The 19389-nt window shown below is 35.9% G+C and carries 22 protein-coding genes; 13 read left to right on the forward strand and 9 right to left on the reverse strand.

What is annotated here, in order from left to right; translation table 11 throughout:
* Window positions 1-51: 51 nt before the first annotated feature.
* Genes M2R48_RS10235 through M2R48_RS10250 form a run of 4 tightly spaced genes read right to left on the reverse strand, consistent with a single transcriptional unit; the run spans window position 52 to window position 2409 of the window.
* Window positions 52-450, reverse strand: a complete 399-nt coding sequence (locus tag M2R48_RS10235) for a DMT family transporter (protein WP_262086020.1) — start codon at window positions 448-450, stop codon at window positions 52-54.
* Entirely contained in the window at window positions 447-806 is a 360-nt protein-coding gene (locus M2R48_RS10240) for an EamA family transporter (RefSeq protein WP_004821440.1), read from the reverse strand. The genes M2R48_RS10235 and M2R48_RS10240 overlap by 4 nt, the downstream gene beginning before the upstream one ends.
* Window positions 803-1693 carry an alpha/beta hydrolase gene (locus tag M2R48_RS10245; protein ID WP_262086021.1) on the reverse strand — a complete coding sequence of 297 codons (891 nt, stop codon included), beginning with the start codon at window positions 1691-1693 and terminating at the stop codon, window positions 803-805. The genes M2R48_RS10240 and M2R48_RS10245 overlap by 4 nt, the downstream gene beginning before the upstream one ends.
* Entirely contained in the window at window positions 1690-2409 is a 720-nt protein-coding gene (locus M2R48_RS10250; protein ID WP_262086022.1) for an MtnX-like HAD-IB family phosphatase, read from the reverse strand. The genes M2R48_RS10245 and M2R48_RS10250 overlap by 4 nt, the downstream gene beginning before the upstream one ends.
* A gap of 367 nt (window positions 2410-2776) precedes the next feature.
* Between M2R48_RS10250 and M2R48_RS10255 the strand changes: the two genes are divergently transcribed.
* The 4 genes from M2R48_RS10255 (at window position 2777) to M2R48_RS10270 (ending at window position 7026) form a co-directional block, all read left to right on the forward strand.
* The gene (locus M2R48_RS10255) at window positions 2777-3532 is read left to right on the forward strand and encodes a MipA/OmpV family protein (protein WP_262086023.1); all 756 of its coding nucleotides are present in this window, start codon (window positions 2777-2779) and stop codon (window positions 3530-3532) included.
* Window positions 3533-3608: 76 nt separating this feature from the next.
* Complete coding sequence (locus tag M2R48_RS10260) at window positions 3609-5042, forward strand: aspartate aminotransferase family protein (protein ID WP_004821449.1); 1434 nt, start codon at window positions 3609-3611, stop codon at window positions 5040-5042.
* 23 nt (window positions 5043-5065) lie between these two features.
* Window positions 5066-6136 (forward strand): GNAT family N-acetyltransferase, encoded by a 1071-nt coding sequence (locus M2R48_RS10265; RefSeq protein ID WP_262087478.1) that lies wholly within the window; start codon window positions 5066-5068, stop codon window positions 6134-6136.
* Complete coding sequence (locus M2R48_RS10270) at window positions 6133-7026, forward strand: hypothetical protein (RefSeq protein WP_262086024.1); 894 nt, start codon at window positions 6133-6135, stop codon at window positions 7024-7026. Before M2R48_RS10265 ends, M2R48_RS10270 begins: the two co-directional genes overlap by 4 nt.
* A gap of 338 nt (window positions 7027-7364) precedes the next feature.
* Here M2R48_RS10270 and M2R48_RS10275 read toward each other — a convergent pair whose 3' ends face one another.
* The 3 genes from M2R48_RS10275 to M2R48_RS10285 all read right to left on the reverse strand — a co-directional run bounded on the left by M2R48_RS10275 (window position 7365) and on the right by M2R48_RS10285 (window position 10093).
* Window positions 7365-8603, reverse strand: a complete 1239-nt coding sequence (locus M2R48_RS10275; RefSeq protein ID WP_262086025.1) for a type II toxin-antitoxin system HipA family toxin — start codon at window positions 8601-8603, stop codon at window positions 7365-7367.
* A gap of 13 nt (window positions 8604-8616) precedes the next feature.
* Window positions 8617-8958 carry a helix-turn-helix transcriptional regulator gene (locus M2R48_RS10280; protein ID WP_051065603.1) on the reverse strand — a complete coding sequence of 114 codons (342 nt, stop codon included), beginning with the start codon at window positions 8956-8958 and terminating at the stop codon, window positions 8617-8619.
* A gap of 217 nt (window positions 8959-9175) precedes the next feature.
* Window positions 9176-10093: a LysR family transcriptional regulator gene (locus M2R48_RS10285; protein WP_262086026.1), complete on the reverse strand. Its 918-nt coding sequence runs from the start codon at window positions 10091-10093 to the stop codon at window positions 9176-9178.
* A gap of 106 nt (window positions 10094-10199) precedes the next feature.
* Between M2R48_RS10285 and M2R48_RS10290 the strand changes: the two genes are divergently transcribed.
* The 7 genes from M2R48_RS10290 to M2R48_RS10320 all read left to right on the forward strand — a co-directional run bounded on the left by M2R48_RS10290 (window position 10200) and on the right by M2R48_RS10320 (window position 15786).
* The gene (locus M2R48_RS10290; RefSeq protein WP_262086027.1) at window positions 10200-11438 is read left to right on the forward strand and encodes an acyl-CoA dehydrogenase family protein; all 1239 of its coding nucleotides are present in this window, start codon (window positions 10200-10202) and stop codon (window positions 11436-11438) included.
* Between the two features lie 133 nt (window positions 11439-11571).
* A complete protein-coding gene (locus M2R48_RS10295) occupies window positions 11572-12693 on the forward strand; it encodes a phosphotransferase family protein (RefSeq protein ID WP_262086028.1) in 1122 nt (373 codons plus the stop codon).
* Window positions 12690-13388, forward strand: coding sequence for a histidine phosphatase family protein (locus tag M2R48_RS10300; protein ID WP_004720559.1), 699 nt, complete (start codon window positions 12690-12692; stop codon window positions 13386-13388). Before M2R48_RS10295 ends, M2R48_RS10300 begins: the two co-directional genes overlap by 4 nt.
* Before the next feature lie 43 nt (window positions 13389-13431).
* Complete coding sequence (locus M2R48_RS10305) at window positions 13432-14175, forward strand: SDR family oxidoreductase (protein ID WP_004720558.1); 744 nt, start codon at window positions 13432-13434, stop codon at window positions 14173-14175.
* Window positions 14176-14276: 101 nt separating this feature from the next.
* A complete protein-coding gene (locus M2R48_RS10310) occupies window positions 14277-14549 on the forward strand; it encodes a hypothetical protein (protein ID WP_056511068.1) in 273 nt (90 codons plus the stop codon).
* A gap of 117 nt (window positions 14550-14666) precedes the next feature.
* Window positions 14667-15380, forward strand: a complete 714-nt coding sequence (locus M2R48_RS10315; protein WP_262086029.1) for an SGNH/GDSL hydrolase family protein — start codon at window positions 14667-14669, stop codon at window positions 15378-15380.
* A gap of 88 nt (window positions 15381-15468) precedes the next feature.
* Window positions 15469-15786 (forward strand): hypothetical protein, encoded by a 318-nt coding sequence (locus M2R48_RS10320; RefSeq protein WP_056511074.1) that lies wholly within the window; start codon window positions 15469-15471, stop codon window positions 15784-15786.
* A 129-nt stretch (window positions 15787-15915) separates the two neighbouring features.
* Here the strand turns inward: M2R48_RS10320 and M2R48_RS10325 are convergent, their stop codons facing one another.
* Window positions 15916-16275, reverse strand: a complete 360-nt coding sequence (locus tag M2R48_RS10325; protein WP_262086030.1) for a hypothetical protein — start codon at window positions 16273-16275, stop codon at window positions 15916-15918.
* A 522-nt stretch (window positions 16276-16797) separates the two neighbouring features.
* On the opposite strand from M2R48_RS10325, the gene M2R48_RS10330 reads away from it, so the two are divergent.
* Complete coding sequence (locus M2R48_RS10330; RefSeq protein WP_262086031.1) at window positions 16798-17499, forward strand: hypothetical protein; 702 nt, start codon at window positions 16798-16800, stop codon at window positions 17497-17499.
* Window positions 17500-17704: 205 nt separating this feature from the next.
* A complete protein-coding gene (locus M2R48_RS10335) occupies window positions 17705-18295 on the forward strand; it encodes a uracil-DNA glycosylase family protein (RefSeq protein WP_262086032.1) in 591 nt (196 codons plus the stop codon).
* Between the two features lie 229 nt (window positions 18296-18524).
* Here M2R48_RS10335 and M2R48_RS10340 read toward each other — a convergent pair whose 3' ends face one another.
* Window positions 18525-19388 (reverse strand): DMT family transporter, encoded by an 864-nt coding sequence (locus M2R48_RS10340; RefSeq protein WP_262087479.1) that lies wholly within the window; start codon window positions 19386-19388, stop codon window positions 18525-18527.
* Window position 19389: the final 1 nt, after the last annotated feature.

Raw genomic sequence — 19389 nt, forward strand, 5'->3', positions numbered from 1 at the left:
TTAGATGTCGTAAGTCATATTCCTATGTATTGGTTCAAAGAGGGTGTGGTTTTACTTCAGTACTTCATTGGTTGAAAGATATTGTTTTGACTCATCTTTTGCTAAGAAAAGTACACCAATTAAAATCAGTGTTGCGCCTAGTACTTTTGCAAAGGTGAGTGGTTCATTAAACAACCATATAGATAGAAGCGTGACGCTAATCAACTCCAAATGTGATGCAGCAAAGGCAGGCCCAACAGGTGCATGTTTGAGTAAAGTCATCCATGTAAAAAAGGCCCCGATATAGCCAATAATTGCCCCATAAATCCAATAATGACTCAAGATACGGATTAACCAAGCCATATCATAAGTCAGTGGCATTGCATGGATGGACGCAAATTTAAAACTGATTTGGGCCAAGGTGTCAAAAGACATTAATATGATAAAACCGATGATATAAAATAACTTCATGTGCCTAATCCCACAACAGTGACGCCTAAACTAATTAAGATGACACCGATCAGTCGATTACGTGTGAGCTTTTCATTAAAAAATAAACGCCCAGCGATAAGGATGACAACGATATTGATACTGCCTAACATCACACCATCAGACAATGGGACTAAGGAAAGGAAAATAAGCCAAGTGAAAAACTCAATGATATAACTGGTGATACCAATCCAAATCCAGGGGCGTATTGCCATTGCTTTCCAATGTGCAATGCCATCATGTTGAGTATTTTCTGACGCTGCTGCCTTAAAAGCCAGTTGACCGACAGTATCAATGACAATAGTTAGAAACCAGACAGCAGCAATAGCTAAATTCACGCAGGTTCACCATGTTTTAAATTCGCTTCAACAGTGCTTATTTCAGCTGACTTTTCTACAGGGTTGGAAATAACAGCCAATTGTTGATGTTGTTTGATGAAATTTAATGATGCTTCAATGACTTGTTTACGATCGTTATCAATCGTGATCATATGGTAGCTTTCGTAAAGCCAAATTAATTGTTTTTGGCCCGATACTTTGTCATAGATCAACTGACTATTTTTTTTATCCGCAATATCATCATGAAATGCATGTAAACAAAGCGTCGGAGCGGTAATTTTGTATAAATTTTTACCAACATTTTTGGATAAGCGCTGCATCTGATAAAGTGAATGCCAAGGATTACCTGGCAATCCAGCTTTACTACTATCGTCACTTTTCATGGCTTCTAGAATACGCATACGCAATTGTTGGTTTTTAATGCCGTAAGGCTCAGTTTCATCAAAGGCACTATTTTTAAAAATATTTAAATGCGAAACGATAGGTAAAACGATAGGGGCGAGTATTTTTGACCATCGTGGAATACTCCAACCATCAAATTTAAATGTTGGGCTATAACAAATCACTCCAGCAACTGGATGTTCTGAAGCATATTTAAGTGCCAATAACGAGCCCATAGATAATCCAATGACAAATATTTCATCAGTATGCTTTTTTAATTCTTCAGCAGCTTGGCAAATACTTGAATACCAGTCTTCCCATTTGGTTTGGACTAAGTCTTGCATTGTTCCGCAATGTCCTGCGAGCTGTACGGCTAAGACACTATAGCCCATTTGCTGACAGGGCTTTGCCACACTACGCATTTCATTAGGTGTGCCTGTTAAACCATGGATCAGTAGTACACCAGTACGACTTCCATTGATGAAGAATGAGTTATCTTTAATCATGCAAGCACCATAATCGTTGGATCAAGTTCAAAATCACTCATCAGTAACTTTTCTAAAGGTTGATGAATTTCTGTAATATTTTTAAAAGGCGTATATAAAATTTGTTTTTCGCGGCAATGTTCAATCAGGGATTTTTTTGCAAAGACATAATTTGCACTTTCGGCAAGACAAAAATCTGAACGACCATCGCCAATTAAAATAATATTTGCCTGATGATTCATCTCAGCAATTTTGCATTTACAGGTGCCACTTGCACTTTTACAGGCTAAATTGGTATTTGGAAATTCTAATCGCCATTGGTATTCATTTATTTGAACCAAATGATTCGCGATAACTGGAAGATGTCCTAGATTATACTTAGATAAAATATATTGAATCACCAGATCTAAACCATCGCTGACAATGGTCAGTGGTATTTTATGTAAGGCACTCAATTGCACCAAATCTAAAAAACCAGCATCAATTTCTATTTGATCTAAGCATTGATAAAACGCTTGTTGATTCATATGTAATAAAGCAATTTGTTGTTGCATACATTGCTTTGAGCCAATCAATCCTTGTTCCCATTGCTGCTCAATGGCTTGCCATCCATCTAAGGCAAAAGTTTCCAATAAATGATCAGTTGTATCATTTAAACTAATAGTCCCATCAAAATCACATAATATATGCCAAAGGTTTTGTGAGGTCGTATTCTGTTGCGGGCTTATCAGGAACATAATAAGTTTTACCACTGTTATTTTAATAAACTTGTCACATAAATTAATTTTCGATTCTTAATTAAATCTTATGAGGAATTAGTGGCAAAAAGATGACGTCGCTGTATTGTAAAAAAGTGTAATTTATTAAAATTATTTAATTTATTAAAAATGAATAGCTTATTTTTTTATCGCCTCAAATTAAAAGAATTTAAAATTCATATTTTTGACTGAATTAAGTTTCGGATCACAAAACAAAACAATGTTAATGGAATTTTACTTTTTTTTAAGATTCGCATAAGAAAGCAAATTCATATTTAGCCCACATCGCAAATATGCTGATTTCAGATTTGAAGTCATTATAAAAATGCGTTGAATGGACCGAAATATGAATAATCATTTAAAACCCATAAAACTTGCGCCGATTATCGGAATACTACTTAGTTCATCATATGTATATGCAAATGGTGATCAGCCAGCAACTTTAAGTATTGGTGCAAATTACACTGTCGATTTTCAGCCATATAAAGGAAAACGTACCTATCAGAGCTTACTTCCTACAGCTTTCTATGATAACGGTCGCGTTTATTTAGAAGGCGATGAAGCTGGTGTTTATCTTTTAAATGATGATCACAATGAACTGCGGTTAAATGCTGCATACGATGGTAATAGTTATGACCCAAGTGGAGAGCTGACTGGACTACAACGCCGTAAATGGTCAGTCATGGCGGGTGGTAGTTATATGCGAATTACACCATTTGGTGGTTTTAAAGCTCAGATTGGAACAGACGTACTTTCTCGAAGTAAGGGCACGATTGCCACAGTATCTTATTTAGCCGAAATCAGTCGTGGTAAATGGTCTTTTTATCCTGAAATCGGCGTGCAATGGAACAATGCTAAATATAACCAATATTACTATGGCGTAAGTTCATTAGAAGCCCAACGCACAGGTATCAGTTCTTATCAACCCAGCACAAGCTTTCATCCTTTTTTAGGGATCGCAGCTGATTACCAGATTTCAAAAGATTGGAGTGCTTTTGGCACTTTAAACGTCGATTTTCTTTCAAAGGAACAAACAAATAGTCCAATGATTGACCGACGTACAGATATTTATCCATCCATCGGCATCAAATATAAATTTTGAATGTAACTCATTTCTCCACTCAGATTTTGTTTCAAAACAAAACTGAATCAATTAAAAGCTCGAAAAAGGTAACAACATGAATATCAAAGAAAACCATCTTTTTTCAGAAGGTCAGGCCATGACAAAACGTGAACCATTAGATGAAGCACAACTCTTGGCGGATGAAGCCAAATATTGTTCATATGGCGATACCGTGCATTATGTCAATCCGCCTAATATTTTTACAGATTGTCGAGGTAGCTATGTTTACAATGACCAAGGCACACCGTTTCTTGATCTTCAAATGTGGTATTCAGCAGTTAATTTTGGTTATAAAAACCCACGCCTAGACCAAGCATTAATTAATCAAATTCATACCTTACCTCAAATTGCCAGCCAATATTTACACCCAACTAAAATTGAATTGAGCAAAGTCATTGCCGAAGATATGTTGAAAAAGACCGGCGAAAAGGGACGTATTCACTATAATGTTGGTGGATCACAAGCGATCGAAGATTCATTGAAATTGGTGCGAAATTTCTGTCATGGTAAAAGCCGTATGTTTGCTTTTGAAGGCGGCTATCATGGTCGAACTTTAGGGGCTTCTTCAATTACCTCAAGCTATCGCTATCGCCGTCGTTATGGTCATTTTGGTGAACGTGCTCAATTTATTCCTTTCCCATATCCTTTTAGACGTCCTAAAGGGATGACAGCTGAAGAGTATGCAGTAAAACTTGTGGCTGAGTTTAAACGCTTATTTGAAAATGAATATCATGGTGTTTGGGATCCTAAAGTTCGCGAAAGTGAATTTGCCGCTTTCTATATTGAAACGATTCAAGGAACAGGTGGTTATGTCATTCCACCTATGAATTTTTATCCAGAGTTAAAAAAAGTTTTAGATGAGCATGGAATTTTATTGGTTGTTGATGAAATCCAAATGGGCTTTTATCGTACTGGTAAATTGTGGTCATTTGAACATTTCGGTATCACCCCAGATGTATTGGTATTTGGTAAAGCTCTGACCAATGGTTTAAATCCGCTTGCAGGCGTTTGGGCAAAAGAAGAAATCATTAATCCTGAAGTTTTCCCTGTTGGATCAACGCACTCGACTTTTGCATCAAATCCATTGGGTACGGCAGTGGGGCTTGAAGTCATGAAAATGCTGGCCGAGAAAGATTATGAAAAACAAATTATGGAAAGTGGTGCATATTTCCTTGAAGGCTTAAAAGATCTACAGAAACGCCATCCTGAAATTGGTGATGTTGATGGGTTAGGCTTAGCTTTACGTGCAGAAATATGTCAAGTGGATGGCTTTACTCCAAATAAAGCATTATTGGACAAAATGGTAGATATTGGTCTTTCAGGTACTTTGGAGTATCAAGGTGAAAAATGTGGTCTAGTCTTAGATGTGGGCGGCTATTACAAAAATGTGATTACATTTGCACCAAACTTGGAAATCTCACGTGCTGAAATTGATCAAGCAATGGTTTTATTAGAGCAGTTATTACTACGTGCTAAAAAAGAGCTGTGATTCAGTAGGTTGAATTTATGACAATGCAAACCGATCTCAATCAATTGGAACCACATTCACTGGTAGGTGCTTTTATTCAGCATCCACCTAAGATGTTTGATGTAAATGATTCAAGCGATTTTTTAACTTTTTTTACAACAGATTTTAATCTACTCACGACTTTAGATCTTCCTGTAAAAAAACGCATTGAATCTACATTAGGTTATTCATATTGGGGTCGGTTTTTGCATTTAAAAACATGTTTTATTGGAACGACCGTAACCGAATATAGCCCGCTTATCAGTAGTTTACCGGTCAGTGATTTGCTGCAACAACTCAAGCAACGCATAGGCCAGCAAAGTTTAACGATTATTAAAGATTTACCGATAAATTCGCCCTTATTAACTGCGCGGGAGAATCTCTATAGTCAGCAATTCATTGAAGTTGCAGAGCGTGCCGGTTTTCTGGCGATAGAAGGGCAAGCTTTGGCTTATGTGCCAATTGATTTTGAAAATCGAGAAGATTATTTAGCAAAATTTTCAAAAAGCCGCCGTAAAAATTTGAAACGCAAGTTGAAAAGCTTAGACGATTTACGGGTTGAGATACTCGATACAGGTGCACAACAATTTGCACAGCACGCATTTCGAGCGCAGTTATATCAGTTATTTTTAAATGTTTACAATCAAAGTGAGGTTCACTTTGACTTACTCACTGCTGAGTTTTTTGATGAAATTTTGCAAGATGCTGAGAATGGTGGCAAAGTCTTTTTGTATTGGAAAGCGCAAATTTTAGTGGGATATAACATTTGTTTTGAGTACCAAGGGAATCTTGTTGATAAATATATTGGTTTAAATTATCCCTTAGCCATTGAATATAATCTTTATTTTATCAGTTGGTTCATCAATCTGGATTATGCCAAACAACATCATTTAAAATTTTATATTGCTGGCTGGACAGATCCAGAAGTAAAGGCTCAGTTGGGTGCTAAGTTTACTTTTACACGGCATTTAGTATGGATTAAACAACCTATATTAAGATTTGTACTCAGACGACTACGCCATTTGTTTGAAGCAGATGCACATTGGCATGAAAGTATGCAGGAGTCAAAATCATGAATAGCATTAGGCAACATGTTGTTCTCAATTTTGATGGTTCAGTTGAGATTTCGAATGCTGCCCAAAACATCGATCTTGCCAGTTGGCAAGAACAAATCCGTTTTGGATGTCATTGGAAAAAATTTCAGCAGCTTGAAGATTATCTAGCCAAGCAATTACCTCCATCAGATCAATTGGGTTGTGTATTTATGGGAAGTGGTGATTATCATCATATAACCCAGCTGCTTTTAAAACGGATAACAAACAATGAACCTGTTCATTTAATTGTTTGTGACAATCACCCTGACAATATGCGTTATCCGTTTGGAATACACTGCGGTTCATGGGTGTATTGGGTCAGTCAATTGCCACAGGTTGCCCGGATCGATGTGATCGGCATCAGCTCAAGTGATATTAGCTTAAAACATGCATGGGAAAACCATTGGTCTCCTTTATATAAGGGCAAATTGCATTATTGGAGTATTCAACAAAAGGCGAATTGGACCCAATGGATTGGCGCACAACATGCATGGCATGGTTATGATGAGCCAGACCAATTAATGTCAGATTTTTTTAATGAAATACAAAAAATTGATCTACCCATATATTTATCTATAGATAAGGATGTGTTGTCTAAAGATGTGGTGATGACCAATTGGGATCAAGGGCATTTTTTAGAAAAACATTTGCAGGATCTAATTCAAACTTGTTCAGCGCGTCTAATCGGAGCCGATATTACTGGGGATGTCTCAGCTTTTCATTATCAAAGTCGATTGAAAAGGTTTTTAAGTGAATCCGATGGGCAACAAGAGCCGACCCAAATTGAAATTGCTCAATGGCAAATACATCAGCAAGCATTAAATCAAAGATTGCTTAACAGTATTCATCACGCCTGGAAAATAGATGAATAAAACAGATCGTATTCGGTCTCATGTTATAACAACAATTATTTTTGATTTACGATCTTGATCATGTATACCGCAGCAAGAGTTTTTTCTGATGTTTTAGCTTATTATCTTAAAAAAGTAGGACTAAGATCATTGTAAAACAACAAAATAGCCTAAGCAAAATTATATAAATACAATTGGATTTTCTCTTTTATAATGACATAAAAAGTACTTTATCTAATTTAAAATGGATTTTATGTCGTGTTTGAATCATTTTCTTGCCAAGATGAATGGTTAAATACCGATTCATTCTGATCAAAGTTTTTATTATCCATAGTATAAATGGCTGGCATTGTTGAACTTTAGTTTTTGAGGATATCTAGATAGAAATAGGGCTCTAATTGACGAATTTCTGTGGGTTTAAGACCCGCATCTAACAAGTATTTTTCTCTATTTTCGAGAACATCACGGACATCCTTAATACATTCTCTGGCTTGATCTAGGTTTAGTCCAAAGGCGTTGCTACGACTGATAAGGTTGTCATAGCTTCCAAACCGTCCATCATTGCCTAAAACCAGAGCATGTTCATTTGGAAATGAGCTTGGCATACCATGAGGTAAAACATCAAAAAGCGGGCTTAAAGCATAATGTTGTTTTTTCATGTCATACATCAAAAAACCATGATTTTTTAAATGATCGTCAGTATTGCTAATCATGACATTCAGTACCATCCGCTTATATAGTTCTTTTTGATTACTGATAGCATCAAAACAAATCTGACTACAGACTTTGGCAATATTCATATAGGACATTTTAGGATCTCCTATACGAATTTTCTGAATATTGAGCAAACTATTGGCACTGATATAGTGTTTTTTACGTTCAGGGCAATTTCGATCAAAGCGTTCAACTAAGAGAATAGGGCGACCGGCACATTCTGTTAGTTCGGCATTACATGTATTGAGCCCCATGTCTCGTGCCATATTCAGCGAAGCATATTCAACTTTACAGGTATCAAACAAATCATCACTTTTATTAAATTTGGCAATCCATTCCTTATTCTTATACATCACAAGGGTTTTGGGTCTGGCTCCGCCCATTGAAGCCCCGTTATATAACAGCTTATTTAATTCGAGTTGCTCAAGTTTCATCTCAAACGGATCTCGTTTTTTTTCGATGAGTTCAGTAATTTGTATAAAAGTTTCTAATTCTGCATATTGAATGATATTTGAATTGTTTTTTATATGCGATTTAGACAAGCTTCCAACAATACAGCCGACTGAATTTCCTTGTGAAGCGAGTAACCATTCCAATTGATTTAATGGTGTTCTACGGTGTAAGGCATTGGTTAAGCGTTTACCCCAATTGTCTGGTGTTGCATCTGCAAGTACACCAAAACCATCTTTAGAAATAGTTTCATATGGTTTGTTATAAGACTGAAAGCTTAGATTAAGTGGATCTAAAGGGAAGGCATCTGCACGTTGTAAGTATGATTGACCATAAAGAAAGCGATAAATTGGCTTTTCATAAGAATAGTGTGCAGCAATTGTTGGCTGGGAGCCTGTATCTATGAAAACATAACATCCTTTAACTTCATCCATGTTCATTTACCTATCAGAAATCATCACTAATTACAGACTGTTTTTTTAATCTTGCACGTACTGAACTATTACGATTTTCGAGTGCCAAGCCAACTTCATCCAACTCAGGATTCGCGAGTGAGCCTAGGGTATGTTCAAGGCCAAAGATCACTAAAACTGAAATCACATTTTTTAGGCTGGTACTTGGATCACCTTTTTCCATACGTGAGATCGTTCGGTTATCTACATGAATGCGATTGGCCAAATCATGAATGGTCATATTACGTCGAAGTCGGGCTTTTTTGATATTTGTCCCAATTTGAGTCAACATGTCTTCCACACCATCAAGCATAAAATTATGCGCCGAAGTTCTCATCGCAACATCATCCAAAACATGACATAAAATGTATACTATCATGGTTAACATGGATTTTATGTCTTATTTTTATAATTTGAGTTCAATGTATTGATGCTGAATGGAATAGTTAAGTAGCTTAATTTCACCTACTAGAATGAAGAAAATCATCAAGAATAGGAATGATAGTAAATGAGCGGCTTAACTGCATGCTAAATCCAATCGTTTATAAAATAGCCTAAGCAAAAATTTTAGAAATTTCTTCTCTTAAATAAATATGCCTAGAATTTTCATTTAGCGCACCGTGCCAATAAATTCCCATATTTAATACAGGTAGATCAATAGGATGCTCAAAAATATTGATACTTTGATCAACTTGTAAATGTGCCAGTATCTGCTTTGGAATGGTTAACATCGCATCAGGATATTGTGCTAAAACTTGCAGGGCAGTTGAATAATGCTGACAACGCATAAAAATCTGACGACGAAATTGCGCTTGATTTAAATATATATCCTCTAAAAGCAAACCAGTACGGCGTGAAGAAACACCGATATGAGGTGATGCAAAATACAGTTCAGAATTGATATTTGTATGCTGAGAACAAATCACAAAATGATCTTGAACCAAATTTTGATAATTAATTTTATCACCATAATTTTGTTCTAGATCAATGACAAAATCGACTTGTTGAGCAGCTAAATCAGCAATTACATTTTTGCGGTCAAGCTTGGTGCTTAGAAATTGAATGGTTAAATTCAATTTTTGAAAATGATAAATCAATTTAGGAAAAATAATCGGTTCAATTTCATCATGTATTGCAATGCGTAAGGTTTGTACTGAACTGGGATCAAATTGTTGTTTTTGTTTGGAGATATTTTGAAAAGCAAATAAAGCATTTTGTACAGATGGATAAATCTGTTCAGCAAAAGGGGTAGGCAGCATTTTACTCCCAGCGCGAACAAATAAATCATCTTGCAAATGCAGCCTAAGTCTTTGTAAAGCATGACTTGCAGCAGACTGAGTAATGCATAAAATCTTTGCCGCTTTTGAAATATTTCTTTGTTCATAAATGGTGATAAAAAGCGGGTATAAATTAATATCAATATGATTGAAAATCGACATATCAAGATTGGTTTTATTATGAATCATATTCATAGTGAGGTATTGAATTAAATCATTTGGTTCATAATAGGTTTTCAGCTAAGGTAAAGTAAAGAGTCACTATTCAAATATTTATCCATATATTTACAGGAAGATAAGCATGTTTGAACTTTCAGCACGTGCGCAAGAATTTGTAGAACGTACCCAAGCCTTTATTAAAAATGAAATTGAACCTGTAGAAGCTGATTTTTGGAATGAAGTCCATCATCTGAATCAAGGCGGTGATTGGACAAAATGGCAATGGCCAGCACAACTTGAAGTCCTGAAAAATAAAGCAAAAGCTGCTGGACTTTGGAACATGTTTCTACCAGATCCAGTATTGGGTGCAGGTTTATCTGTACAGGAATATGCTCATATCGCAGAACTGTCAGGCCGTAGTTTAATCGCACCCACAGTATTTAATTGTAATGCTCCAGATAGTGGCAATATGGAAGTGCTATGGCGTTATGGTTCAGATCAACAAAAACAACAATGGCTTAAGCCGTTATTAGAAGGAAAAATCCGTTCAGTATTCTGTATGACTGAGCCAGCAGTTGCTTCATCGGACGCAACCAATATGCAGGCGACTGCAGTGGTAGATGGTGATGAAATTGTATTGAATGGTCGTAAATGGTGGTCTTCAGGTTTGGGAGATCCAAATGCGAAAATTATTATCTTTATGGCGCATACGCCTGATGAAAGCAAAGATCGTCATCATCAGCATTCCATGGTTTTAGTGCCTGTAGATACTCAAGGCGTAACCATTGAACGTATGTTACCCGTGTTTGGTGATTATGATGCGCCACATGGTCACGGCGAAATTAGTTTTAATCAAGTTCGTGTACCTGTAAGTAATTTTATTGGTGGTGCTGGACAAGGGTTTGAAATTGCACAAGGGCGTCTAGGTCCGGGTCGTATTCATCATTGTATGCGATGCATTGGTGCTGCTGAAAAAGCATTAGAATTAATGATTGATCGAGGAATGAGTCGAACTGCTTTTGGTAAAGAAGTGCTTAAATTAGGTGGAAATTTAGAACGTGTGGCAGATGCTCGTGTTGCGATTGATCAAGCACGACTGTTAACCCTGTATGCGGCGTATAAAATGGATACTCAAGGGACTATGGCTGCGCTTACCGAGATTTCCGCCATTAAAGTTGTTGCACCTTCAGTTCTTGAAAAAGTAGTTGATATGGCCATTCAAATTCATGGTGGCATGGGCGTATCACGAGATACACCTTTAACAGGATTCTTTGCTCAAGCCCGCAGTTTACGTTTAGCGGATGGCCCAGATGAAGTGCATAAAGGGATGATTGCAAAATTAGAATTAAAAAAACGAGGTTATGGCTCGCGTAAAAAATAACAATTTGCTGATAAAAAATAACTGCTTTATGTTAGAGGTGTTATATATAAAGTAGTGAGCAAGTGAAGTTTTTAGTTAAAAGTATCATTCTTTATAGATGTATGGTTTAAAACATAAGATTCAGGGAAATAATATGTCAGTCATTGATATTGGTGGAAGTATACGTGAAGGCGAGGAGCTGGACATTCGTGCTGTCGGAAATTGGCTCATTGAAAATGGATCTGAAATTTCAGGCAATGTAGAAGTGACTCAATATTCTGGCGGAGCTTCAAACTGGACCTATCGTTTAAAATATGACAATGCTGATTTAATTTTACGTCGTCCACCCAAAGGGACAAAGGCGAAATCTGCACATGATATGGCGCGTGAATATCATGTACAAAAATGGCTTGCACCATACTACCCAGTTCTTCCTGAAATGGTCGCGCTGTGTCAGGATGAATCCGTAATTGGTTGTGACTTCTATGTGATGAAACGCATTGAAGGTATTATTCCGCGTGCCAAACTGCCCCCTGAACTGAATTTTACTCAACAACAAGTACATGAATTATGTATTAATGTCTTAGACAAGCTGATTGAATTACATCAAGTTCCATATCAAGGCACCGAACTCGAAAAACTTGGAAAAGGTGATGGGTATTGTCGTCGTCAGGTTGAAGGTTGGGATGCACGTTATGTAAAGGCACACACTATCAATGTGCCGAGTTTTAAATTTGTACGTAAATGGCTTAATGAAAATATTCCTGCTGACTCAAACACGTGTTTGATTCACAATGATTGGCGTTTTGATAATGTCATTCTTGATCCTAAAAACCCAACCCAAGTGATTGGTGTATTGGATTGGGAAATGGCAACTATTGGTGATCCTCTTATGGATTTAGGTTCTGCTTTGGCCTATTGGGTGGAAGATACAGACAACCAAATTTTTAAATCAACCCGTCGCCAGCCTACACATTTAAAAGGGATGCTTACCCGTAAAGAAGTGGTTGAATATTATTTAGAAAAAACCGGATTAAAACCTGATAATTGGGCATTCTACGAAGTATTTGGTATTTTCCGTTTAGCTGTAATCGCACAGCAAATTTATTATCGTTACTATCATAAACAAACAGATAATCCTGCTTTTAAAGATTTTTGGATTGTGATTCATGCCTTACATATTCGTGCATTAAAACTTATCGGTTTACAAAAAATTGAAGCCAATGAAGTTGCACAGAAATATCTTGAAAAATTTAAGGAAATTTTAGGAAAATGACCACAATCTACCTCGTTCGTCATGGACAAGCGTCATTTGGTGCAGAGAGTTATGACAAACTTTCACCCAATGGCGAGTTACAAGCCAAACTATTGGGGCAATATCTCGATAAAATTTTGAAAGAAGAGCCTTATGTGGTTGCAGGTTCAATGTTACGCCATCAGCAAACAGCAAGTTTTGCTTTGGCTGAAAGTTTTTCCGATGCTCAAATTGTGACTGACCATCATTGGAATGAATTTAACCACCAACAAGTTTTTGCTCAATATGATCCGCGTTTTAATCAACCGCATCTACTTCAACAAGATGTTGCCAAAGAAAAAAGTCCACGTGCCTATTTGGCAAAAATTTTTGAAGGGGCAATTGACCGTTGGACTGGTGGTGAATATCACCATGAGTATGACGAATCTTGGCCAGATTTTAAAAACCGTGTAGAAACGGCTTTACAGAATTTATGTGATGAGTTAGTGAAAACCAAACCTCGCTATGCAATCGTATTTACTTCTGGCGGAGTTATTTCAGTTGTTGCAGGAAAACTCTTGGAGTTAAGTGCCAATAAAACCTTTGCATTGAATTGGGCAATTGCCAATACCAGTTTAACCACATTAAGACTGGTGGGAAATGAACCGCAATTACTGAGTCTGAATGAACATCATTTTATTAAGGCTGAAGATCCGCAATTATTGACGTGGATTTAAAGTCGCACTTTTAGAAATATAAAAACAGTTTAAGGAATTTGTCATGGCAAAAACCATTTTAATCACAGGCGCAAGTTCTGGAATTGGTGCAGGAATGGCACGAGAATTTGCGCAAAAAGGTTATAACTTAGCCGTCTGTGCGCGTCGTTTAGAGCGTTTAGAAAGCTTAAAACAAGAGTTGGAGTCTAAATATGGTATCAAAGTGATTGCCAAAACTTTAGATGTGACCAACTATGAGCAAGTTTTTCAAGTCTTTCGAGCTTTTAAGCAGGACTTTGGTAAGCTCGATCGTATCATTGTCAATGCAGGTGTTGGTGATGGTCGTCGAATTGGCAATGGTAAATTTGAAATTAACCGTGCAACTGTAGAAACCAATTTCATTTCTGCACTGGCACAGTGTGAAGCCGCTGTTGAAATATTCCGTGAGCAAAAGTTTGGTCATCTGGTTGTGATTTCTTCTATGAGTGCACTTCGTGGTATGCCTAAACACTTGACCGCATATGGAGCAAGTAAAGCTGGTGTAGCTGCTTTAGCGGAAGGGATACGTGCTGAGTTAATTGACACGAAAATTAAAGTTTCTACGATTTTCCCTGGTTATATTCGTACTGAAATTAATGAAGGGGCAAAAAAACTGCCGTTTGAGGTCGATGTTGAAACAGGTTCTCATTTATTGGTTAAAGCAATTGAAAAACAACCTGTTAAAGCTTATGTACCACAATGGCCTTGGTTACCGATAGGACTAGCCATGAAAATATTGCCATTAAAAATTGTAAATAAACTCGGTTGAGTTTTATTTAGCTTTAAAAGACCCAACAAGGGTCTTTTTTATTGCATTGCATAGATAAAGCTTTAAAATCTAACTGGATAAAAAATAATGAGAATTTTAACATGTTTATCGTATTGGGTTTTTTCCTGACCAGCTTTTTAGTTTTTCTTGCGCGTATCTTGTATCTCTTCTTTTTTGAAAAGCACTGTGAAATTCAACAATGCCTTATGCAAATCGATGATATTCAAAAGTTAATGTATCTTGGTATCATTTTAATCGGGACCTATAATGCCTATTTGATGAGCAAAAGCAGAAAGTATGCGGTTTTAATTTTTGAGTTTATTGGTACATTTATATTTGCTTTTGCCTTAAATTTTGTTGATTTAGCCCAATAGCAACTTGGCCATACAATTAAGTAAAATCGACATTGAACTTTATGATTTTAATACTGCGACAAGCTATATCTGACTCTGACTGATTTTGAGATAGCTTTGTTGGATTGGTACTCGAATATGCTTTTAAAAATCTCTACCATTGTTCTCGTTCCCGCATTAATTCTTCAAGGTTATCGCGTCAAGAAAAATACACTTCGATTAGCTGAACCTCAAGGATTGCGAAAAGGTGTTATAGGACAAGGAAAAGCACTATCTATTTTAATTTTGGGTGACTCTGCTGCCGTAGGTGTGGGGGTTGAAGATCAACGTGAAGCCTTATTGGGGTGTTTACTCGATGAATTAGCCTCTAATTTTGAAGTCACTTATCAATTAGAAGCGAAAACGGGGGATAGCACCTTAGAAATTTTGCAAAGAACCAAACAATTAGACAATCAGCAGTTTGATGTTGTGATTACATCGGTTGGAGTAAACGATGTCACAAAACTTATTTCACCACAAAAATGGATTCAGCAACAAAGGGGGCTTTATACAGAAATTGAAGCTAAGTTTTTGCCAAAGATGATTTTAGTTACGGGTGTCCCCCCAATGAATCTGTTTCCAGCATTACCAAATCCACTGGGATGGTTGTTTGGACAGTATTCGAGTGCAATGAATCAGAAGTTAGCCCAATTCATCGAAAATAAAATCAATTATCAATTGATTCGTTTTGATTTAGCCCATTTTAAAACTTTAAATTTACAAATGGCACGTGATGGTTTTCACCCGAGTCAGGAAATTTATCAAATTTGGGCAAAACAAATTTCACAGTGTATTTTTAGCAAATTCATGTGATAAAATTAAGCAAATTCAAAAAGAACATAAAATATGAATTATTACGCGAAAACTCTCTATTAGGTTTTAACTACCTAATGAGAGAAATATGGATAAACTGAAACACCTTAAACAACAATACGTAAAAGTTGTTAAGAAAGGTTTAACTGGCGATTATGATGATGAAATTTTTCCAAATCGACAAGATACTTGGTATCGCCACTACAGCGTTAAACAAGAAAAAAGTAGTTTTTTCTTGCACGAGATTGAGTATAAATCATCTTATTCTCTTAAACTAAGACGCAGACGAGGTAGGGCATTGATGTGTTCTTGGACGACTGAACATCCACCTGGTTTTTGCTATGGTGGAAAAAACTGGAAACACCATTCAAAAAGAAAACATCAATACTACCGTGAAAAGAACTAAAAATAGGGAGCTTTTAAGCTCCCTATTTTTATTTAGATACCACTAACTTAAGATATTTTATATAAAACATATATTTAATCTAAATTTTTTTAAAAATTTTAAGCGCTAAAACTTGATAAATGACCATCACTATTTTGTATCTTTACACTGAATATTTTCTTTTTCTTTGTAATAGTTTAAAGCAATATCTAAGTCTGAAAGTAATTTAGCTTCAGTATAGTTCTCTGGATTTAATTTAAGTAAATTTGGCATGTAATTCGATTTGTATTCTTTAGGATAATCTTGACATACGATTCTGGTCTTATCATCCAATGTCGTATTTGGATCATCAAGTTGATCAAGATATTTACTAATCATTTCATCTGATTGTTCAAATTGTGCAGTGAGGGTGGGTCGATCTGTTTGCGCAGTTGCATGCTGCTCAGGCTCTTTATTGCAAGCAGACAGGGCAAGGATCAAGAATAATGCTGTAAAAAGTTTAATGTTCATAACGAATTGATTTTTAATGTTAAGAAAAAGTTTTCGGTTGTATAAAGTCAGTTAATATTTAGATAAATCTTAAAGAACCTTAACTATCAAATATATTACCGAGATATGCAATGATTTTTATTACCATATCTTGAAACTGTTACAAATTCAAGATATTTAATTATTTTATTTGAAATTTCCGATTAAAAACAGCACATCGCCAAGTTTTGTATTTTTTATACGGGTGGAATTGACGCAACAACTTTTATTAGTGCTAAGAATATTGATTAAGACTTTGTTCTATATGAAATTTCTAGTAATTTTTTAAAATCAGTAATCACAGCAGCAGTAAAAATTGCCCTCATCATAAAGAGATTTGACAAAAATAACCTTGTCAGAATATTGTAAAACTTATTTAAAAATAATAGCTTAGTGTGAGGTTGAAAAAATCAGATAATGTGTTGTGTTAAATAAATTTTTTGTAAGGTTTATTTCTGATCTCAACCTGAGTATCTTATCCCCAAAATATTAAGAGGGTATTTCATGAAAAAATTATTCATTATTGCTTTAACAACCTTAGCATCAAGTTTCTCCTTTGCAGAGAACTTACAGTGTGAAAAAAGCTATGAGATTTTTAATAAGCAAGCTGACAAGGAAGTCGAAATACTAAAAAATGGTTCACTTGATGATGTTCTAAAATTTTATGATCAGATTGAATATGACCGTAAACTTAAATCCAAGCATCAAGGAAAAACCTTTTCTTCAGCTGACTGGATCAGTGATGCTGAGTATAGAGAAGACATTAAAACAATACAGGATTTAGCTAAAGATGGTTCTTATAAAAGTATAGATTCTTCCTTTTTAAAACCAAAGTTAAATTATATCTCCAGTGTAGGTGAAATTTGTGTTGTTCCTATGCGATTACAAGATGAATTTTTCAAAAAACCTATGCTGACTGAGGCGGACGTTATTTTTGTACGCGACATTCAAACAAATGAATGGCGAAGATTTATTTATTTAGGCGTTGAAAATAAAAAGGATTTTAATGAATTCTTTCCAGATTTTCCTAAAACCACAAGATTACCTAAAATGTTAATAGATAACAAAGATTTTGCAGAGAGCACTTCAGAACTTACGTTCTTAATGTTACAAGAAATGGGTATTGAAATAACTGATGAAGTAAAAGAAATGGTTCAAGCTGAATCAGAACCTTTGAGAGTTAAGTTAAACGAGAATGGCTACTGATTTTTATTGTGTAAGTTGCATTTAGACCACCTACGGGTGGTTTTGTTGAATAAGCACAACAATCGATTAAGTTGGTTAATTAAAAGAAAAATGGATAAATTTACGATTTAAAATCTTTAATATAAAATTAGAAACAACTACCCATGCTTAGCAAGTAAAAATGTTAAGATAAAATTATAATTCTTAAATTATTTCTTATTTATAAATGACTGATATCGAAATAGAAACCCACCCACTTAAACCATTTCTTCCTGCAAATGCCAAGCTGTTGATGCTTGGTAGCTTTCCACCGCCTCAAAGCAGATGGAAGATGGATTTTTATTATCCGAATTATCAAAATGATATGTGGCGGATTTTTGGGCTTATTTTCTTTGAAAATAAAGACCACTTTTTAGATTTACCCAATAAAAATTTTAAAGAACAACGTATTCGCGAATTCTTAATCGAAAAAGGTATCGCAATTTTTGATACGGCGTATCAAGTTATTCGCTTAAAAGGAAATGCCTCAGATAAATTCCTACAGATTAAGACCCCCACAGACCTAGCACAGCTTTTAACGCAAATTCCTGAATGTAACAGCATCATGACCACTGGAGATAAGGCAACAGATACCCTGATGTTATCTATGCCTGAAGAAACTGAAAAGCCACAGATAGGGCAATCCTCACAAGCTATATTTGCTGGACGAGAGATAGGTTTATATCGGATGCCTTCTTCATCAAGAGCGTATCCATTAGCACTGGATAAGAAGGCAGAGGCATATAAGAACTTATTTAAAGAAACAGGCTTACTTTAAGTAAGTTTAAACTCATAATTTGGCATCATACTTTAAATGATTCACTAATCAGTAGAGAAGAAAAAGTCAGTTTGAAAATTTTTAAGAATACTGTTCCTATAAGCGTTATATTGGGTTGTCCCAATATCTGTAATTGACTGTTTTTGTTTTAGCTTAGGCATTTATCCTATTGTACTTGATTAAATCGATATACAGATATAGCCAATAAATGCTTAAGCTTTTCCATTTTCTATGCAAATCGTTTTGCCAGAGCAACACAGATCACAACTGCAAAACAAACAACAATCATTGCAAAACTTACATGCTCACCCAATAGAACCGCTGAAAGCATTAAACCAATAAACGGTTGTATCAATTGAATTTGTCCAACTTTGGCAATTCCGCCCAACGCTAAGCCTTTGTACCAAAAAATAAAACCGATCAACATACTAAACAGCGACACATAGATTAAACCAATTATTTCAGGCCAATGAATATTTGCAAAGCTTGCAGGTAGGTAATATAGACTTGAGATAAGCATCAAGGGTAATGCAACCACTAAAGCCCAACAAATCACTTGCCATCCACCCAGTTCTCTTGAAAGCTTTCCACCTTCAGCATAACCCAGTCCACAGACAACAATTGATGCAAGCATATAGAGATCGCCCACACTAAAACTTAAATTACGGTTTTCATAAAACATAAAACCAACCACGATGGCACTACCAATTAAGGCAAATAACCAAAATTGTGTAGCAGGTTTTTCACCCCCACGTAAAACTGCAAAAATTGCAGTCGATAAAGGCAAGAGACCAACAAAGACAATAGCATGTGCTGAGGATACTGTTTGTAAAGCTAATGCCGTAAATAATGGAAAACCAATCACCACACCTAAAGCCACAATAACCAATGATTTAAATTGAGCAAATGAAGGCTTTGATTGCTGTAAAATAAACAAGCAGATTAAAGCAATACTTCCTGCAATGGCTGCCCGAGCTGTGGTTAAAAATTCTGGACTAAAACCCATGACGGCAATACGGGTTGCGGGCAAAGAGCCAGCAAAAATCGCTACACCAATAAAACCATTCAGCCAGCCAATATTTGTTTTATCCATC

Source organism: Acinetobacter sp. I-MWF, assembly GCF_025433935.1.
Taxonomy (GTDB): Bacteria; Pseudomonadota; Gammaproteobacteria; order Pseudomonadales; family Moraxellaceae; genus Acinetobacter; species Acinetobacter guillouiae.

What these genes read in the sequence shown, in the direction of transcription:
- M2R48_RS10235 (WP_262086020.1), bottom strand. Translation starts at nt 450, where the DNA reads ATGAAGTTATTTTATATCATCGGTTTTATCATATTAATGTCTTTTGAC.
- M2R48_RS10245 (WP_262086021.1), bottom strand. Translation starts at nt 1,693, where the DNA reads ATGATTAAAGATAACTCATTCTTCATCAATGGAAGTCGTACTGGTGTA.
- M2R48_RS10250 (WP_262086022.1), bottom strand. Translation starts at nt 2,409, where the DNA reads ATGTTCCTGATAAGCCCGCAACAGAATACGACCTCACAAAACCTTTGG.
- M2R48_RS10255 (WP_262086023.1), top strand. Translation starts at nt 2,777, where the DNA reads ATGAATAATCATTTAAAACCCATAAAACTTGCGCCGATTATCGGAATA.
- M2R48_RS10260 (WP_004821449.1), top strand. Translation starts at nt 3,609, where the DNA reads ATGAATATCAAAGAAAACCATCTTTTTTCAGAAGGTCAGGCCATGACA.
- M2R48_RS10265 (WP_262087478.1), top strand. Translation starts at nt 5,066, where the DNA reads ATGCAAACCGATCTCAATCAATTGGAACCACATTCACTGGTAGGTGCT.
- M2R48_RS10270 (WP_262086024.1), top strand. Translation starts at nt 6,133, where the DNA reads ATGAATAGCATTAGGCAACATGTTGTTCTCAATTTTGATGGTTCAGTT.
- M2R48_RS10275 (WP_262086025.1), bottom strand. Translation starts at nt 8,603, where the DNA reads ATGGATGAAGTTAAAGGATGTTATGTTTTCATAGATACAGGCTCCCAG.
- M2R48_RS10280 (WP_051065603.1), bottom strand. Translation starts at nt 8,958, where the DNA reads ATGAGAACTTCGGCGCATAATTTTATGCTTGATGGTGTGGAAGACATG.
- M2R48_RS10285 (WP_262086026.1), bottom strand. Translation starts at nt 10,093, where the DNA reads ATGAATATGATTCATAATAAAACCAATCTTGATATGTCGATTTTCAAT.
- M2R48_RS10290 (WP_262086027.1), top strand. Translation starts at nt 10,200, where the DNA reads ATGTTTGAACTTTCAGCACGTGCGCAAGAATTTGTAGAACGTACCCAA.
- M2R48_RS10295 (WP_262086028.1), top strand. Translation starts at nt 11,572, where the DNA reads ATGTCAGTCATTGATATTGGTGGAAGTATACGTGAAGGCGAGGAGCTG.
- M2R48_RS10300 (WP_004720559.1), top strand. Translation starts at nt 12,690, where the DNA reads ATGACCACAATCTACCTCGTTCGTCATGGACAAGCGTCATTTGGTGCA.
- M2R48_RS10305 (WP_004720558.1), top strand. Translation starts at nt 13,432, where the DNA reads ATGGCAAAAACCATTTTAATCACAGGCGCAAGTTCTGGAATTGGTGCA.
- M2R48_RS10310 (WP_056511068.1), top strand. Translation starts at nt 14,277, where the DNA reads ATGTTTATCGTATTGGGTTTTTTCCTGACCAGCTTTTTAGTTTTTCTT.
- M2R48_RS10315 (WP_262086029.1), top strand. Translation starts at nt 14,667, where the DNA reads ATGCTTTTAAAAATCTCTACCATTGTTCTCGTTCCCGCATTAATTCTT.
- M2R48_RS10320 (WP_056511074.1), top strand. Translation starts at nt 15,469, where the DNA reads ATGGATAAACTGAAACACCTTAAACAACAATACGTAAAAGTTGTTAAG.
- M2R48_RS10325 (WP_262086030.1), bottom strand. Translation starts at nt 16,275, where the DNA reads ATGAACATTAAACTTTTTACAGCATTATTCTTGATCCTTGCCCTGTCT.
- M2R48_RS10330 (WP_262086031.1), top strand. Translation starts at nt 16,798, where the DNA reads ATGAAAAAATTATTCATTATTGCTTTAACAACCTTAGCATCAAGTTTC.
- M2R48_RS10335 (WP_262086032.1), top strand. Translation starts at nt 17,705, where the DNA reads ATGACTGATATCGAAATAGAAACCCACCCACTTAAACCATTTCTTCCT.
- M2R48_RS10340 (WP_262087479.1), bottom strand. Translation starts at nt 19,388, where the DNA reads ATGGATAAAACAAATATTGGCTGGCTGAATGGTTTTATTGGTGTAGCG.